The organism is Cupriavidus sp. GW822-FHT02D05 (assembly GCF_058802485.1).
Window position 1 is genome coordinate 51585 of sequence record NZ_JBXAOE010000008.1, and the last position, 15334, is coordinate 66918.

Annotated in this window: 11 protein-coding genes; 6 read left to right on the plus strand and 5 right to left on the minus strand. The window is 65.8% G+C overall.

Annotated elements, in window-relative coordinates; all coding sequences use genetic code 11:
* Nucleotides 1-115 precede the first annotated feature (115 nt).
* Nucleotides 116-2830 carry a DNA topoisomerase III gene (locus tag AC1RQK_RS12465; protein WP_492376173.1) on the plus strand — a complete coding sequence of 905 codons (2715 nt, stop codon included), beginning with the start codon at nucleotides 116-118 and terminating at the stop codon, nucleotides 2828-2830.
* Between the two features lie 78 nt (nucleotides 2831-2908).
* Here the strand turns inward: AC1RQK_RS12465 and AC1RQK_RS12470 are convergent, their stop codons facing one another.
* Nucleotides 2909-3811: a LysR family transcriptional regulator gene (locus tag AC1RQK_RS12470; protein WP_150987609.1), complete on the minus strand. Its 903-nt coding sequence runs from the start codon at nucleotides 3809-3811 to the stop codon at nucleotides 2909-2911.
* A 192-nt stretch (nucleotides 3812-4003) separates the two neighbouring features.
* Here AC1RQK_RS12470 and AC1RQK_RS12475 point away from each other — a divergent pair, with 192 nt between their 5' ends.
* Nucleotides 4004-4309: a hypothetical protein gene (locus tag AC1RQK_RS12475; protein ID WP_150987611.1), complete on the plus strand. Its 306-nt coding sequence runs from the start codon at nucleotides 4004-4006 to the stop codon at nucleotides 4307-4309.
* 339 nt (nucleotides 4310-4648) lie between these two features.
* Here the strand turns inward: AC1RQK_RS12475 and AC1RQK_RS12480 are convergent, their stop codons facing one another.
* The 3 genes from AC1RQK_RS12480 to AC1RQK_RS12490 all read right to left on the minus strand — a co-directional run bounded on the left by AC1RQK_RS12480 (nucleotide 4649) and on the right by AC1RQK_RS12490 (nucleotide 7694).
* Nucleotides 4649-5119: a hypothetical protein gene (locus AC1RQK_RS12480; RefSeq protein ID WP_043350936.1), complete on the minus strand. Its 471-nt coding sequence runs from the start codon at nucleotides 5117-5119 to the stop codon at nucleotides 4649-4651.
* A 232-nt stretch (nucleotides 5120-5351) separates the two neighbouring features.
* Nucleotides 5352-5546: a YbdD/YjiX family protein gene (locus AC1RQK_RS12485; protein ID WP_006162283.1), complete on the minus strand. Its 195-nt coding sequence runs from the start codon at nucleotides 5544-5546 to the stop codon at nucleotides 5352-5354.
* Nucleotides 5547-5621: 75 nt separating this feature from the next.
* A complete protein-coding gene (locus AC1RQK_RS12490) occupies nucleotides 5622-7694 on the minus strand; it encodes a carbon starvation CstA family protein (RefSeq protein WP_183035997.1) in 2073 nt (690 codons plus the stop codon).
* 391 nt (nucleotides 7695-8085) lie between these two features.
* Between AC1RQK_RS12490 and AC1RQK_RS12495 the strand changes: the two genes are divergently transcribed.
* A complete protein-coding gene (locus tag AC1RQK_RS12495; RefSeq protein ID WP_492809210.1) occupies nucleotides 8086-9522 on the plus strand; it encodes a cache domain-containing protein in 1437 nt (478 codons plus the stop codon).
* Nucleotides 9519-10187 (plus strand): response regulator, encoded by a 669-nt coding sequence (locus AC1RQK_RS12500; RefSeq protein WP_492809211.1) that lies wholly within the window; start codon nucleotides 9519-9521, stop codon nucleotides 10185-10187. Before AC1RQK_RS12495 ends, AC1RQK_RS12500 begins: the two co-directional genes overlap by 4 nt.
* A 284-nt stretch (nucleotides 10188-10471) precedes the next feature.
* Here the strand turns inward: AC1RQK_RS12500 and AC1RQK_RS12505 are convergent, their stop codons facing one another.
* Nucleotides 10472-12328, minus strand: coding sequence for a phosphoenolpyruvate carboxykinase (GTP) (locus AC1RQK_RS12505; RefSeq protein WP_492375464.1), 1857 nt, complete (start codon nucleotides 12326-12328; stop codon nucleotides 10472-10474).
* A gap of 568 nt (nucleotides 12329-12896) precedes the next feature.
* Here AC1RQK_RS12505 and AC1RQK_RS12510 point away from each other — a divergent pair.
* Both AC1RQK_RS12510 and AC1RQK_RS12515 read left to right on the plus strand, forming a co-directional pair.
* Nucleotides 12897-13910: a D-2-hydroxyacid dehydrogenase family protein gene (locus tag AC1RQK_RS12510; protein WP_492809212.1), complete on the plus strand. Its 1014-nt coding sequence runs from the start codon at nucleotides 12897-12899 to the stop codon at nucleotides 13908-13910.
* 153 nt (nucleotides 13911-14063) lie between these two features.
* Nucleotides 14064-15239, plus strand: coding sequence for an MFS transporter (locus AC1RQK_RS12515; protein ID WP_492809213.1), 1176 nt, complete (start codon nucleotides 14064-14066; stop codon nucleotides 15237-15239).
* Nucleotides 15240-15334 lie beyond the last annotated feature (95 nt).

Genomic DNA, 15334 nt, shown 5'->3' on the forward strand with positions numbered 1-15334 from the left:
ACCGCGCTTATTATTGGCGCCTCAAAGCCCCAAGCTCGCTGTTTACATATAGTGCAGAGCCCTTAGTGGCAACAATTCGCAGGCCGCCAGAGTGCGGCCAGCAAGGACCCGATCCATGTCAAAAGCCCTCATCATCGCGGAAAAGCCATCGGTTGCTGCCGATATAGCCCGTGCCCTCGGGGGCTTTACCAAGCATGACGAATACTTCGAAAGTGACGATTACGTTCTTTCGTCGGCCGTCGGCCACCTGGTTGAAATCGCCGCCCCGGACGAATACGAAGTCAAGCGAGGCAAGTGGAGCTTCGCCAACCTGCCGGTGATTCCCCCCCACTTCGACCTGCGCCCCATCGCCAAGACCGAGTCGCGGCTGAAGGTGCTCAACCGCCTGATCAAGCGCAAGGACGTTACCGGTCTGGTGAACGCCTGCGACGCGGGGCGCGAAGGGGAACTGATCTTCCGCCTGATCCAGCAGCATGCCAAGGCCAAGCAACCGGTGCAGCGCCTGTGGCTGCAGTCGATGACGCCGCAGGCGATCCGCGACGGCTTTGCCCGCCTGCGCGACGATGCCGACATGCTGCCGCTGGCGGACGCCGCGCGCTGCCGCTCGGAAGCCGACTGGCTGGTGGGCATCAACGGCACGCGCGCCATGACCGCGTTCAACAGCAAGGGCGGCGGCTTCTTCCTGACCACGGTTGGCCGGGTGCAGACCCCCACGCTGTCGATCGTCGTAGAGCGCGAAGAGAAGATCAAGAAGTTCGTCCCGCGCGACTACTGGGAAGTGCGCGCCGAGTTCATCGCCGCCGCCGGCCTTTACGAAGGCCGCTGGTTCGACCCCAAGTTCAAGAAGAGCGAGTTCGATCCCGAGACGCGCGAGTCGCGCCTGTGGAGCGAGGCCGAGGCCAAGAGCATCGTGGCGGCCTGCCGTGACAAGACCGGCACCGTCACCGAAGAGTCCAAGCCGTCCACGCAGCAGTCGCCGGCGCTGTTCGACCTGACCACGCTGCAGCGCGAGGCCAACTCGCGCTTCGGCTTCTCGGCCAAGAACACCCTCGGCCTGGCCCAGGCGCTGTACGAAAAGCACAAGGTGCTGACTTACCCGCGTACCGACGCGCGCGCGCTGCCCGAGGACTACATGGACACGGTCAAGCAGACCATGGACATGCTGGCCGAGAGCTCGCCCAACTACCTGCCGCATGCCAAGAAGGTGCTGGCCAGCGGGTGGATCAAGCCCAACAAGAAGATCTTCGACAACAGCAAGATCAGCGATCACTTCGCTATCATCCCGACGCTGCAAGCCCCGAAGAACCTCTCGGAGCCGGAGCAGAAGCTGTACGACCTGGTGGTGCGCCGCTTCCTGGCGGTGTTCTTCCCGGCGGCCGAGTTCCAGGTCACCACTCGTGTCACCGAGGTGGCGGGCCATCATTTCAAGACCGAAGGCAAGGTCCTGGTCAATCCCGGCTGGCTGGTGGTCTACGGGCGTGAAGCCCAGGGCGACGATGCCAACCTGGTGGCGGTGGCCAAGGACGAGCGCGTCAAGGTCGACAAGGTCGACGGCGTGATGCTGACCACCAAGCCGCCCGCACGCTACAACGAAGCCACATTGCTGTCCGCCATGGAAGGCGCGGGCAAGCTGGTGGACGACGACGCGCTGCGCGAGGCCATGGCCGGCAAGGGCCTGGGCACGCCAGCCACGCGCGCGGCCATCATCGAAGGGCTGCTCGCCGAGAAATACCTGGTGCGCGAAGGCCGTGAGCTGATTCCCACCGCCAAGGCCTTCCAGCTGATGACGCTGCTGCGCGGCCTGGGCGTGCAGGAACTGACCCAGGCCGAGCTGACCGGCGAATGGGAGCACAAGCTGTCGCAGATCGAGCGCGGTGGCCTGAAGCGCGACGAGTTCATGCGCGAGATCGCGCAGATGACGCAGCAGATCGTCAAGCGCGCCAAGGAATACGACAGCGACACCATCCCGGGCGACTACGCCACGCTGGCCACGCCGTGCCCGCAGTGCGGCAGCCAGGTCAAGGAGAACTACCGCCGCTTTGCCTGCACCGCGTGCGAGTTCTCGATCAGCAAGATCCCGGGTGGGCGCCAGTTCGAGATCGACGAAGTCGAAGAACTGCTGCTGAAGAAGGAAATCGGTCCGCTGCAGGGTTTCCGCAGCAAGATGGGCCGGCCGTTTGCCGCCATCCTGAAGCTGGGCAAGGACGACGAAGGCCACTACAAGATGGAATTCGACTTCGGCCAGAATGACGACGACAACGACGGCGAGCCGGTCGACTTCAGCGGCCAGGAAGCGGTTGGCGCTTGTCCGAAGTGCGGTGGCTCGGTCTACGAGCACGGCATGAAGTACGTGTGCGAGAACAGCGTGGCCGTGCCCAAGAGCTGCGACTTCACCACGGGCAAGATCATCCTGCAGCAGGAGATCTCGCGCGAGCAGATCGGCAAGCTGCTGGGCGCGGGCCGTACGGATCTGCTGACCGGCTTCAAGTCATCGCGCACCGGGCGCAACTTCAAGGCCTTCCTGGCCAAGCAGCCGGACGGCAAGATCGGCTTCGAGTTCGAGGCACGCGAGCCCAAGGCGGGCGCCAAGACGGCGGCCAAGGGCGCCGCGGCCAAGACCGCGTCCGCCAAGGCTGGCGACGAGGATCAGGCTGGCGAAACGGTGAGCAAGGCCAAGGCGCCGGCCAAGAAGGTGGCGGCCAAGAAAGCTCCAGCCGCCAAGAAGGCCCCCGCAGCGAAGAAAGCCGCGGCCAAGACGCCAGCAGCCAAGCGCGCTACCGGCAAGTCCCGCGCCGACGACGAAGCCACGGCCGACGCCGAGGAAGAGTGAGTTGCTCGCGGAGCCGGCAGGACGCCGGCTCCGCGCTTCCCTTCCCCCCCTTTAGTAGCCCTCGATCCTGCGGTCCCCTTATTGGTTGTCGTTGCGGATCTTGCCCTCTTCGAGCAGGAAATCGATAAAGGCGCGGACCTTGGTCGGCAGGAACTTGCGGCTGGGATAGACCACGCTGACATCGCGCTTCGGCAGTCGGTATTGCTGGAGGATGTGCGTCAACCGCCCCGCTTCAATATTCGGCCGCGCCAGATAGGCAGACAGCATCGCCACACCCATGTCGGCCAGCGCCGCCTGGTGCGCCAACTCGGCATTGCTGCACAGCAGGCCCGGGCGGATCGGCACCGTTACCTCGCCCTCCGGGCCCGACAGCGTCCATTCATGCTCAGCGGTGGGGATGCGCATCGCAATGCAGCGGTGGTTGGTCAGTTCGTGCGCTTGGCGCAGCGGCGGGTGCTGGCGCAGGTAGCCTGGCGAGGCGCACAGGATGATCTCTGCCGAGATCAGCGGGCGCGCCACCAGGTGCGAGCCCAGCCCCAGGTCGGACAACACCACGCCTACGTCGCGCCCCTCTTCGACGATATCGACGATACGGTCCGATAACAGCACGTCGAACACCACCTCGGGATACAGGGCCTGGAAACGTGCCAGCGTGGCGGGCAGCAGGTGCAGGCCGAACATCACCGGCGCCACCAGCCGCAGTGTGCCCGAGAGCGACTGGCTGCGCGCCGTCACTACCGATTCGGCCTCCTCCACATCTTCCAGGATCTGCTGGCAACGCTGCAGGTAGGTCTCCCCGGCGTCAGTCAGCGACAGGCTGCGGGTGGTGCGGTTCAGCAACCGCGTGCCAAGGTGGCTCTCCAGGTCGGCTACGTAGCGCGTGACTACCGCATTGGACATTTCCAATTGTTGCGCTGCACGAGCAAAGCTGCCCAGTTCGACCACTTTGGAAAAGACGCGCATCGATTGCAACCGGTCCATGACATAGTCTCCAGTCTTGCCCGCGAACTTTTACGGAAAGTGGGTTATTTATTGTTGAAACTACAACTAATCATTGTCGGGGGCAATGTTTATTCATATCAGGGAAATACCTAATATGGAGCCATCGGATGCCGCATTGCAGCGAAGGCTGCTGAGAAGACTAGGTGTCCTGCCTGTGGAAAGGATTCAATCATGAAAAGCCAACGTTTCGCCCTGATCGCCGCTGCCACCACGCTCGCAGCCGCCCTGACCGCCGCCCCCGCCTTTGCCAAGGCCGGCAAGTTCGACCCCTACACCGATGGCGCCCGCGCCACCCAGACCTCGGTCTATAGCAACGGCGGCAAGGCTGGCAAGTTCGACAGCTTCACCGACGGCGCCCGTGCCGGCAAGTTCGACCCGTTCACGGACGGTGCCCGCGTTGGCAAGTTCGACCCGTACACCGACGGCGCCAAGGCCGGCAAGTTCGACGTATTTACCGACGGCGCCGCTGCCCTGTAATTCAGGCGGCCTGTCGGCGGGAACCGCGTCCTATGGCGGTTTCGCCCCTTTCGGCTGATCTCCACAGGCCGACGGGGAGGGTGCGAAAGCGCCTTCTCCGTACTAACTGGAGGACACGCCCGTACCACGCCGGTACGGGCGTGTTTGCTTTTGGGGCACCGCTTTGTTGTACACGCTTGTCGGTGTCGGGTGATGCATGATACCTCCGGCGAGGTTTTCGGGCCGCAGCGACATAAATCACGGCATAAAAAAACGGGCCAGTCATGGCCCGTTCTTGTTGCCGGCATCGCAGGCCGGCTGCCGGCGGGCGGGGGATGATCCCCGCCTGCGCCAGCCAGATCAGTCGTCGTGATGGTGGTGGCCACGGCCGTGCTTGCGCTTGTAGCCGCTGCGGTAGTAGCGGTCGTCGCGATAGCCACGGCCGCGCTCGTCCGCGTAGGAGTTGCTGCGCGAGACGTTGCCGCCCAGCGCGGCGCCCGCACCGCCGCCAACCGCTGCACCCAGCAGGCCGCCGGTGCGCCCGCCCATGGCGTTGCCCGCTGCCGTGCCTGCGCCACCGCCCAGCGCGCCGCCGATGATGGCGCCAGTGCGCTCGCGGCGGTTGGACGTGACCGCACCGCCTGCGCCGCCGCCAACCGCGCCGCCGATCACCGCACCGGTCGAGCCGCCGAGCGCGCCACCGACCGCCGCGCCGGCGACACCGCCGAGTGCGCCGCCGAGGGCATTATTCATATCGCCCGCAAACACCGGCAGCGCGGATGCCGCCAGGGCGATGGCCAGGGTGAAACTGCGAACGGGATGCCGAGACATGTTCTTCTTCCTTGGGTTGAGCAACTGTGACGCAAGTGTAGAGATGTAGCCGCGAGCTTGCTGTAACCACGTGTAAGGCCCTGTAACCGCTGCAGAAACGTAAAACGGGCCGCCAGAATTGGCGGCCCGTTCTTTAACGGCGTGAAGCGCGGAGTTACTACGGGGTTAGGACTGTTGTGCGGCTACGCGCACTCGCATTCCCCCCCTGAGCGAACCGCGTGCCACGTGCAGATCAGCAACATTTTCCCTGCCCCCCGCCGTAGCGGGCCTCCTGCCGTTCGCGAAAGAACGCCTCGTAGGTCATGGGCTCGCGGTCGGGATGGGTGGCCTCCATGTGCGCCACATAGGTCTGGTAATCCGGCAAACCCACCATCAGGCGCAGGGACTGGCCCAGGTAGCGTCCCATGGTTCCAAGTTGCTCAAGCATGATGGATCTCCTGTTTCCAAATCCAATTCCAATCCCGACATCGGGTGAGCGCTGGCCGGTGGCCAGCGCACGCACTCAATGCTGTGCCGAAGCCGAAGCCGGCATCGGTTCAAACGGGGTTTCGCGGTCGGTCGGCCGGTTTTCCGCGCGGGCCTTCATCGCGGTCTTGAAACCGTAGAACACGATCGACAGCACCACGAACATGAACAGCGCGCACAGCCCGGCATCCAGGTAGTCGTTGAAGACGATGCGGTGCATCTGCTCCATCGACTTGGCCGGGGCCAGTACCTTGCCCTGGGCGATGGCGTCGCTGAACTTGGCCGCGTGGGTCAGGAAGCTGACCTTGGGATCGGCGTCGAACAGCTTTTGCCAGCCGGCGGTCAGCGTGCAGATCAGTAGCCAGATGGTGGGCACCAGGGTGACCCAGGCGTATTGCCCGCGCTTCATCTTCACCAGCACGCAGGTACCGAGCACCAGCGCCACCGCGGCCAGCATCTGGTTGGAGATGCCGAACAGCGGCCACAGCGTGTTGATGCCGCCAAGCGGGTCAACCACGCCCTGGTACAGGAAGTAGCCCCAGAACGATACGGTCAGCGCGGTGGCGATCAGGTTAGCCGGCAGCGAGTCGGTGCGGCGGAACGAGGGCACGAAGCTGCCCAGCAGGTCCTGCAGCATGAAGCGCCCGGCGCGGGTGCCCGCGTCCACCGCGGTCAGGATGAACAGCGCCTCGAACAGGATGGCAAAGTGGTACCAGAAGGCCATCATGGCCTGGCCGCCCACCACCTGGTGCAGGATGTGGGCAATCCCCACCGCCAGCGTCGGTGCGCCGCCGGCGCGCGAGATGATGGAGTTCTCGCCAACGTCCTTGGCAGTCTGGATCAGCACATCCGGCGTGATCACGAAGCCCCAGCCCGACACCACCTGGGCCACCGATTCCGGCGAGGTGCCGATCACGGCTGCCGGGCTGTTCATGGCGAAGTACACACCCGGCTCGATTACCGAGGCCGCGACCAGCGCCATGATGGCCACGAACGATTCGGCCAGCATCGCGCCGTAACCGATAAAGCGCATATGCGCTTCGCTCTCAAGCAGCTTGGGCGTGGTGCCCGAGGAGATCAGCGCGTGGAAGCCCGACACCGCGCCGCAGGCGATGGTGATGAAGAGGAACGGGAACAGGTTGCCCGACCACACCGGGCCGCCGCCCTTGGCGAACTGGGTGAACGCCGGCATCTTCAACTCCGGCGCCACGATCAGGATGCCGATGGCCAGCGCGATGATGGTGCCGATCTTCAGGAAAGTGGAGAGATAGTCGCGCGGGGCCAGCAGCAGCCACACCGGCAGCACGGCAGCGATAAAGCCGTAGATGATCAGCATCCACGTCAGCGCCTTGCCGTCGTACGTAAACAACGGTGCCAGCACCGCGCTTTCATGCACGTACTGGCCACCGATGATGGCCAGCATCAGCAGCACGAAGCCGATCACCGACACCTCGCCGATGCGGCCCGGGCGGATATAGCGCGTGTAGATGCCCATGAAGAGGGCGATAGGAATCGTCACCCCCACCGTGAACGTGCCCCAGGGCGAATCCGCCAGCGCCTTCACCACGATCAGTGCCAGCACCGCCAGGATGATGATCATGATCATGAAGCAGCCGAACAACGCGATCATGCCTGGCACCGTGCCCATCTCGGACTTGATCAGGTCGCCCAGCGAGCGGCCGTCGCGGCGCGTGGAGATGAACAGCACCATGAAGTCCTGCACTGCCCCGGCAAACACCACGCCCGCCAGGATCCACAGCATGCCGGGCATATAGCCCATCTGCGCGGCCAGCACGGGACCCACCAGCGGGCCGGCGCCGGCAATGGCGGCGAAGTGGTGGCCGAACAGCACGGCCTTGTTGGTCGGCACGTAGTCCAGCCCGTCGTTATGGCGCCAGGCCGGCGTCATGCGCTTGGGGTCGAGCTGCATCACCTTCTCGGCGATGAACTTGCTGTAGTAGCGGTAGGCGATCAGATAGATACAGATCGCGGCGACCACGATCCACAAGGCACTGACGGCTTCGCCGCGAGACAGTGCAACGGTGGCAAAGGCGAAGGCGCCAAGGATGGCGACGGCCAGCCACACCAGGTGTTGCCCGATGCGATTCATGATGAGGGTCTCCTCAGACCATTTTTAGGAATGCCGGCGGCGGCAGGTGCCGGAAGCAAGGGGGGCGCCTGGGCGGCGTCCCCTGGTGGCGGCGGGCGGAGGGGGGGTGGCGGGATGGTCCCTGCCATGTCTCCGTCGGCGCCCGGTATGTCTCGCAAGATCCGGATCTGGTCGTCGCAGGCGGGCGATGCAAACAGCATAGACGCTAGCCGCACCCACTGCGCAGGACGCGTGCATTACGCCGCTTGAGCGGCGCGCGTGCGTCTGGCGTGTAGTATTGACACCCGTCCCTGGCGGCACAAGCGCGGAACTACGCAGCGATGCTGCGTGTTACTACGTAGATCGACGCTCGCATGCCGCTTGCGCGTCATCCGTGTTTACCCCGGTCCCGATGAAACTCCGTCAGAAAATCCTGTTATTGGCCGTCGCGCCGCTCGCCGTGGCCATGTTCGGCATCGCGCTGGCCGTGCGCTACCAAGCCACCCAGCTGGCAAGCCACGAGCGCGCCCTGGTCGAGGCGGCCTACCTGCAGAGCAAGGAAGCCGAGCTGCGTCACTACGTAGAACTGGCGCAAAGCGCGATCGCGCCGATGGTGCGCTCGGGCCACAACGATGCGGCCACCCGTGACGCCGCCATGCAGGCCCTGGCGCGCCTGGACTACGGCCCCGACGGCTATTTTTTCCTCTATGACCTGCAAGGCCGCAATCTGATGCACCCGCGCCAGCCCGAGCTGGTCGGACAGGATTTATGGAGCCTGCGGGACCCGCAGGGCGCGCTCACCATCCAGAAGCTGATCGCCGCGGCCCGCTCCGGCGGTGGGTCGGTGCGCTATATGTGGAGAAAACCCTCCTCGCAGCAACTGGCCCCCAAGCTGGGTTACGTGGTCGCCGTGCCGGCGTGGAACTGGATGCTGGGCACCGGCATTTATCTCGACGACGTGGAGCGCACCCTGCGCCAGCTCGATGCGCGGGCGGAGACCGATATTCGCGAGACCATGGCGTGGATCGGCGTGATTGCTGCGATCAGCATCCTGCTGGTGGCCGCCAGCGGCCTGGCGCTCAATGTGAGCGAGCACCGCGAGGCCGACGCCAAGCTGCGGCAGCTGGCGCAGCGCGTGGTGCAGTCGCAGGAAGAGGAACGCGCGCGGCTGTCGCGCGAGTTGCACGATGGCATCAGCCAGTTGCTGGTGTCGGTCAAGCTGCTGCTGGAGACGGCCGCCAACCGCCTGCGCATGGCCCCGGACCAGGGCCAGTCGGTGGCGCCCGTGCTTGGCACGGCGCTGGTCCGCCTGGATACGGTCTTCAATGAGGTGCGCCGGGTGGCGCGCAACCTGCGGCCTGCCCTGCTTGATGACCTTGGCCTGTTCGCCGCGCTGGAGCACCTGGCACGCGAGATGCAGGAAGGCAGCGGGCTGCAGATTTCCGTGTCGCACACGGGCAAGCCGCGCGAACTCGCTGACGAGCAGGCCACAGCCCTCTATCGCATCGCCCAGGAAGCGCTGACCAATGTGGAGCGGCATGCGCATGCGCGCCATGTCACGCTGGGGCTGGCGTTCGATGCCAACGCTACCCGGCTGACCGTGCAGGATGACGGCGCCGGCTTCGACGTGGCGCGCATGCAGCTCGATCCGAAGCGCGGCATCGGCCTGCGCAACCTGCGCGAGCGCATCGCCGCGCTGGGCGGCGAGTTCGATATCGTCTCCGGCCCGGGCTCGACCCGGCTGAGCGCGGCGGTGCCGGTGGTGCCGGCGCAGTCGGCCACACGCCACAACCCGGATTCGCCGGATTCGCCGGATTCGCCAGATTCACAAGGAAACCCCCGCTCATGACCCCCGCCCCCGCCCGCGTCCTGTTGATCGACGACCACGCGCTGGTGCGCGACGGCATGCGCATGCGCCTTAGCCTGCAACCCGAGCTCACGGTGGTGGGCGAGGCCGACGACGGCGAGGCGGCGCTGGCCTGGCTGGCGCGGACCAGCGCCGAGCACATACCTGAACTGGTCATTACCGATATCGGCATGCGAGGCATGGGCGGCATCGCGCTGGCCGCCGCGCTGCATGAGGACTATCCGGAGCTGGCCGTGCTGATCGTGTCGATGCACGACAACCTCGAATACGTGCGCCAGGCGATCCGAGCCGGCGCGCGCGGCTATGTGCTCAAGGATGCACCCGCCGACGAGCTAATGGCCGCGATTGCCGCGGTGCTGGCCGGCCGCGTCTTCTACAGCGCCCGCATTGCCCGCAGCATGGCCGAGCAAACCCCGGCCGCCGGGCCGCTCGATGCGCTCACCCCGCGCGAGCGCGACATCTTCAACTGCATCGGCCGCGGCCAGGCCAACAAGGACATTGCCGCCGCGCTGGGCGTGTCGGTACGCACCATCGAGACCCACCGGCTCAACCTGCGGCGCAAGCTGGGCATCGAAGGCCGCGCGGAGCTGGTGAAGTTCGCCGTGGAGCAAGGGAGCACGGAGGGTGGCCCGACCGGGTCCCAATGAAAAAAGCCCACTCCAGTTGACGGAGTGGGCTTTAGCGCTTGCTGACGAAGCTGGATCTGCGTTGTCGCGCTCCCCTCTCCCGCGCGCGGGAGAGGGGCTGGGGGAGAGGGCGGGCGCTCGTCATGCCTGCGTGCTGGAGAACACCACGGGCTTCGCTTCAAGTGGCTCCTAGCTAAGCCACCCCTCTCCCCGGCCCTCTCCCCCTGAGGGGAGAGGGAGCGACAGCCGTCGTCGTGGCGCCTGGCTTTGGCCTGTTCGACGGCTTCGGTGGATGTGCCTGTTATTTAGGCAGCCAGACGCTTGGCCAGCGCGGCCTTGGCATCCACCAGGGCTTGCGGCAGGTTGTGCTTGAGTTGCGTGAACAGCTCCTCATGCAGCTCCAGTTCCTTCTGCCAGGCGGCGTGGTCGATCGAGGTGACCTGCTCGAACTGCTGCTTGGTGAAATCCAGGCCTTCCCAGTTCAGGTCCTCGAAGCTGGGCGAGGTGCCGAACACGTGGTCGGTGCCCTTGCCTCGGCCTTCGACGCGGTCGATCATCCACGACAGCACGCGCATGTTCTCGCCAAAGCCCGGCCACACGAAGTTGCCGGCCTCATCCTTGCGGAACCAGTTGACGCAGTAGATGCCCGGCAGCTTGGCGCCGGACGCTTCCAGCTTCTTGCCCAGCGCCAGCCAGTGGCCGAAGTAGTCGCTCATGTTGTAGCCGCAGAACGGCAGCATGGCGAACGGGTCGCGGCGCACCACGCCTTGCTGGCCAGCAGCGGCGGCGGTGGTTTCCGAGCCCATGGTGGCGGCCATGTAGACGCCTTCGGTCCAGTTGCGCGCCTCGGTCACCAGCGGCACGGTGGTGGAGCGGCGGCCGCCGAAGATGAACGCATCGATGGCGACGCCAGCCGGGTTGTCCCAGTTATCGTCGATCGACGGGCACTGCACTGCCGGGGCGGTGAAGCGGGCGTTCGGGTGGGCAGCCTTGGCGCCGGTTTCCTTGGCGATGGCCGGGGTCCAGTCCTTGCCCTGCCAGTCGATCAGGTGCGCCGGGGCTTCCTTGCTCATGCCTTCCCACCACACGTCGCCGTCATCGGTCAGCGCCACGTTGGTGAAGATGACGTTTTCCTTCAGGGTAGCCATCGCGTTGAAGTTGGTCTTCTCGCTGGTGCCCGGGGCCACGCCAAAGTAGCCGGCTTCCGGGTTGATGGCGTACAGGCGGCCGTCCTGGCCCGGCTTGATCCAGGCGATGTCGTCGCCGATGGTGGTGACCTTCCAGCCTTCGAAGCCCTTGGGCGGGATCAGCATGGCGAAGTTGGTCTTGCCGCAAGCCGACGGGAACGCGGCGGCCACGTGGTATTTCTTGCCTTCCGGCGAGGTCACGCCCAGGATCAGCATGTGCTCGGCCAGCCAGCCCTCGTCGCGGCCCATGGTGGAGGCAATGCGCAGTGCGAAGCACTTCTTGCCCAGCAGGGCGTTGCCGCCGTAGCCCGAGCCATACGACCAGATTTCGCGCGTTTCCGGGAAATGGACGATGTACTTGGTCGGGTTGCACGGCCAGGCCACATCTTTCTCGCCGGCAGCCAGCGGCTTGCCCACGGTGTGCACGCACGGCACGAACTCGCCATCGGTGCCCAGCACGTCGAACACGGCGCGGCCCATGCGGGTCATGATGCGCATATTGACGGCAACGTACGGCGAATCCGACAGCTCTACGCCGATGTGGGCGATCGGCGAGCCCAGCGGGCCCATCGAGAACGGCACCACGTACAGCGTGCGGCCGCGCATGCAGCCGTCGAACAGGCCGGACAGCGTCTGGCGCATTTCAGCCGGGGCGGTCCAGTTGTTGGTGGCGCCGGCGTCTTCCTTCTTCTGCGAGCAGATGAAGGTGCGGTCTTCCACACGCGCCACGTCGGACGGATCGGACAGCGCCAGGAACGAATTCTTGCGCTTGGCCGGGTTCAGGCGCTTCATGGTGCCGGCAGCGACCATCTGCTCGCACAGGCGGTCGTACTCTTGCTGCGAGCCGTCGCACCAGTAGATATTGTCGGGTTTGGCGAGGGCCGCGAACTCGGCCACCCAGGCGACCAGCTTCTGGTGCTTGACCCAGGCCGGTACGTTGAGTGCGGGCGTGCCCTGCATGGCGGGGTGGTTCATACTGCTACTCCAAAGCGTAAAGGAAATCTTGCAAAGCCAGGCCGGTTGCCGCGGTCGGAAGACGGCTGGCAGCGCCCCATGACCTGGGCAGACCGCGGCCATTCGCCGCTGGTTCCGCACCGGGCCGCGTAGGGCGGCTCTGACCAGGATCGTCACATCCCGTTACAACTGCACAGCGACCGGAACTGCGCAAAAGGTCGCGACAGGCCCCGCGGCTGCGCTACAGTGGCGCTTCGCCTGTGGCAGGGCCGGGCAGGCTTTGTCCGGCGCGGCCCGGGTGACGGGAGCAAGGCTCGACCGACAATCTGGGGCGGCACCGGAACCGGCAAGGATACCACCGCCGCTCGCCGCTGTTTTTTGCTCCGCAGCAATGTTTGTGCGCGATTCCGGGCCATGCCGTATTGTCTCGTTTGCCTGTCCGTCGGCTCACTTTCGCGTCGCGCGGGATTGTTCCCGCCGCGTTGCGCACTCGGTGCGGTGTCGGGCGGCAGATGCTAAAACTATAACGTTGATGGGTGCGCGGCAATGTGGGTGTGCGCACCTTGCGATAGCCAAAATAGAGTTTCCGATGAAGATTGCCGTACTCGACGATTATCAGGATGCCGTTCGCAAGCTGTCGTGCTTCAGCCTGCTCGATGGCCATGACGTCAAGGTGTTCAACAACACTGTCAAGGGCGTCGGCCAGCTGGCGGCACGCCTGTCCGACGTGGAAGCCGTGGTGCTTATCCGCGAACGATCGCGCATCACCCGGCAACTGCTGGAAAAACTCCCCAAGCTCAAGATCATCAGCCAGACCGGGCGCGTTGGCGGCCATGTGGATGTCGAGGCCTGTACGGAACGCGGCGTGGCGGTGCTGGAAGGCGCGGGCTCGCCCGTGGCCCCGGCCGAGCTCACCTGGGCCCTGATCATGGCGGCCCAGCGCCGCATTCCCCAGTATGTGGCCAGCCTCAAGCATGGCGCCTGGCAGCAGTCCGGGCTCAAGTCCACCACCATGCCGCCCAACTTCGGCCTGGGCCAGGTGCTGCGCGGGCAGACGCTCGGGATCTGGGGCTACGGCAAGATCGGCAAGCTGCTGGCGGGCTACGGCCGTGCCTTCGGCATGAATGTGCTGGTATGGGGACGCGAGAACTCGCAGAACGCCGCGCGCGCGGACGGCTTGGCCGTGGCCGGGTCGCAGGAGCAATTGTTTACCGACAGCGACGTGCTGTCGCTGCACCTGCGCCTGAGTGACGAGACCCGTGGGCTGGTCAAGCTGGCCGACTTCTCCCGCATGAAGCCCACCGCGCTGTTCGTCAACACCAGCCGCGCCGAGCTGGTCGAGGAAAACGCCCTGCTGGCCGCGCTCAACCGTGGACGCCCCGGCATGGCGGCGGTCGATGTGTTCGAGTCCGAGCCCATCCTGCAGGGCCACGCCCTGCTGCGCATGGAAAACTGCATCTGCACGCCGCACCTGGGCTATGTCGAACGCGAAAGCTATGAGATGTACTTCCGCATCGCCTTCCAGAACATACTCGATGTGCTGAGCGGCAAGCATGACAGCATCGCCAATCCCAAGGCGCTGACGCCGGCGCTGTCGCGCTAAGCGCTAGCCCGCAGGCGAGCGCCCCGCCGGCCTCCCTGCCGGCGAGTGCGCTACGCTCAACGCGAACCGGGCAAAACCGCTACACTCGGACTTCGCGCGCGGCCTCTGGCCGCGTTTTTCGTCCTCCGCACCTCCTTCTCCGCCCCCGTCGCCATGGATCCCAGGCTCGTGATGCTGTGCCTTGGCAATTTTGTCATCGGTACCGGCGCGATGATCGTCACCGGCATGCTCAATGACATTGCCGGCGATTTCCAGCTTGGAGCCGGCACCGCGGGCCAGTTGATCTCCGTGTTTGCGCTGGCGACCTGCGTCGGCGCGCCCTTGTTCGCCACGCTCGGCTCGCGCATCGACCGCCGGCTGCTGCTGGCGGGCTCATTGCTGGTCTATGCCGCGATGCACCTGGCCGCGGCCTTTGCGCCGAGCTTTGCCAGCCTGATGGCGATCCGCTTGCTGAGCGCGATCGGCGCGGCCATCTTCACCCCGCAAGCCGCCGCCACCCTGCCGTTGCTAGTCAACGCGCAGACGCGCGGGCGCGCCATCAGCTTTGTTTTCCTGGGCTGGAGCGTGGCCAGCGTGGTGGGCGTGCCAATGGGGACGTGGATCGCCAGCGCGCTGGGCTGGCGCTTCAGCATGGGGCTGGTGGGTTTGCTGGCGCTGGGCGCGTCGGTGGGCGTGTGGCGGGCCTTGCCGGCGCGGCTGTATGTGGAACCGGTGGGCCGGGCGGCCTGGGGTGCGGTGCTGCGGCACACGCCGATGGTGCTGGTGGTGGCCACCACCATGATCCAGTCGGCCGGGATGTTCACGCTGTTTACTTATATTGCCCCGCTGCTGCGCGACGTGCATGGTATCAGCGGCGGCACGCTCAGCCTGATGTTCCTGGCTTACGGCGCCTGCGGCGTCAGCGGCAATGTGCTGGCGGCGTCGCGCATGGACCGGGCCACGCCCGCGCGCATCGTTCAGGCCGCCATGCTGACCTCGCTGGCGGCCATGCTGCTGTGGCCGCTGGCGACACTGGGGCCGGTGGCGCTGGTGCTCATCTTCATGCTGTGGGGTGTCGGCGGCTTTGCCACCAACAGCGCGCAGCAGGCGCGGCTGGTAGCGCTCGCGCCGGAGCGCGCGGCGGTATCGATCTCGCTCAACTCGTCTTCCATCTACCTCGGCCAGGCCCTGGGCGCGATGGGCGGCGCGGCGATCTACGCAACCGCCGGCGCCGACTCCCTGCACTGGGGTGCGGCAGCGCTGATGCTGCTGGCGCTGGTGGTGTCGCAGCGCGCTCGGGTGCTGGGGCAGCGCTGGTGCCTGCGCGAGACGGCGCGGCAGCAGGCCTGAGCCAACCGGCTCATCGACCCACTGGACAAAGCAGACAAAGCGAACAATGCCGCCAGCCGTGCGGCGCCGCACACGTGGCAGCCGCTTGATACCTC

Coding starts and splice junctions, on each gene's coding strand:
- AC1RQK_RS12510 (WP_492809212.1), top strand. CDS start 12,897: ATGAAGATTGCCGTACTCGACGATTATCAGGATGCCGTTCGCAAGCTG.
- AC1RQK_RS12480 (WP_043350936.1), bottom strand. CDS start 5,119: ATGTCTCGGCATCCCGTTCGCAGTTTCACCCTGGCCATCGCCCTGGCG.
- AC1RQK_RS12495 (WP_492809210.1), top strand. CDS start 8,086: ATGAAACTCCGTCAGAAAATCCTGTTATTGGCCGTCGCGCCGCTCGCC.
- AC1RQK_RS12515 (WP_492809213.1), top strand. CDS start 14,064: ATGGATCCCAGGCTCGTGATGCTGTGCCTTGGCAATTTTGTCATCGGT.
- AC1RQK_RS12500 (WP_492809211.1), top strand. CDS start 9,519: ATGACCCCCGCCCCCGCCCGCGTCCTGTTGATCGACGACCACGCGCTG.
- AC1RQK_RS12465 (WP_492376173.1), top strand. CDS start 116: ATGTCAAAAGCCCTCATCATCGCGGAAAAGCCATCGGTTGCTGCCGAT.
- AC1RQK_RS12470 (WP_150987609.1), bottom strand. CDS start 3,811: ATGGACCGGTTGCAATCGATGCGCGTCTTTTCCAAAGTGGTCGAACTG.
- AC1RQK_RS12485 (WP_006162283.1), bottom strand. CDS start 5,546: ATGCTTGAGCAACTTGGAACCATGGGACGCTACCTGGGCCAGTCCCTG.
- AC1RQK_RS12505 (WP_492375464.1), bottom strand. CDS start 12,328: ATGAACCACCCCGCCATGCAGGGCACGCCCGCACTCAACGTACCGGCC.
- AC1RQK_RS12490 (WP_183035997.1), bottom strand. CDS start 7,694: ATGAATCGCATCGGGCAACACCTGGTGTGGCTGGCCGTCGCCATCCTT.
- AC1RQK_RS12475 (WP_150987611.1), top strand. CDS start 4,004: ATGAAAAGCCAACGTTTCGCCCTGATCGCCGCTGCCACCACGCTCGCA.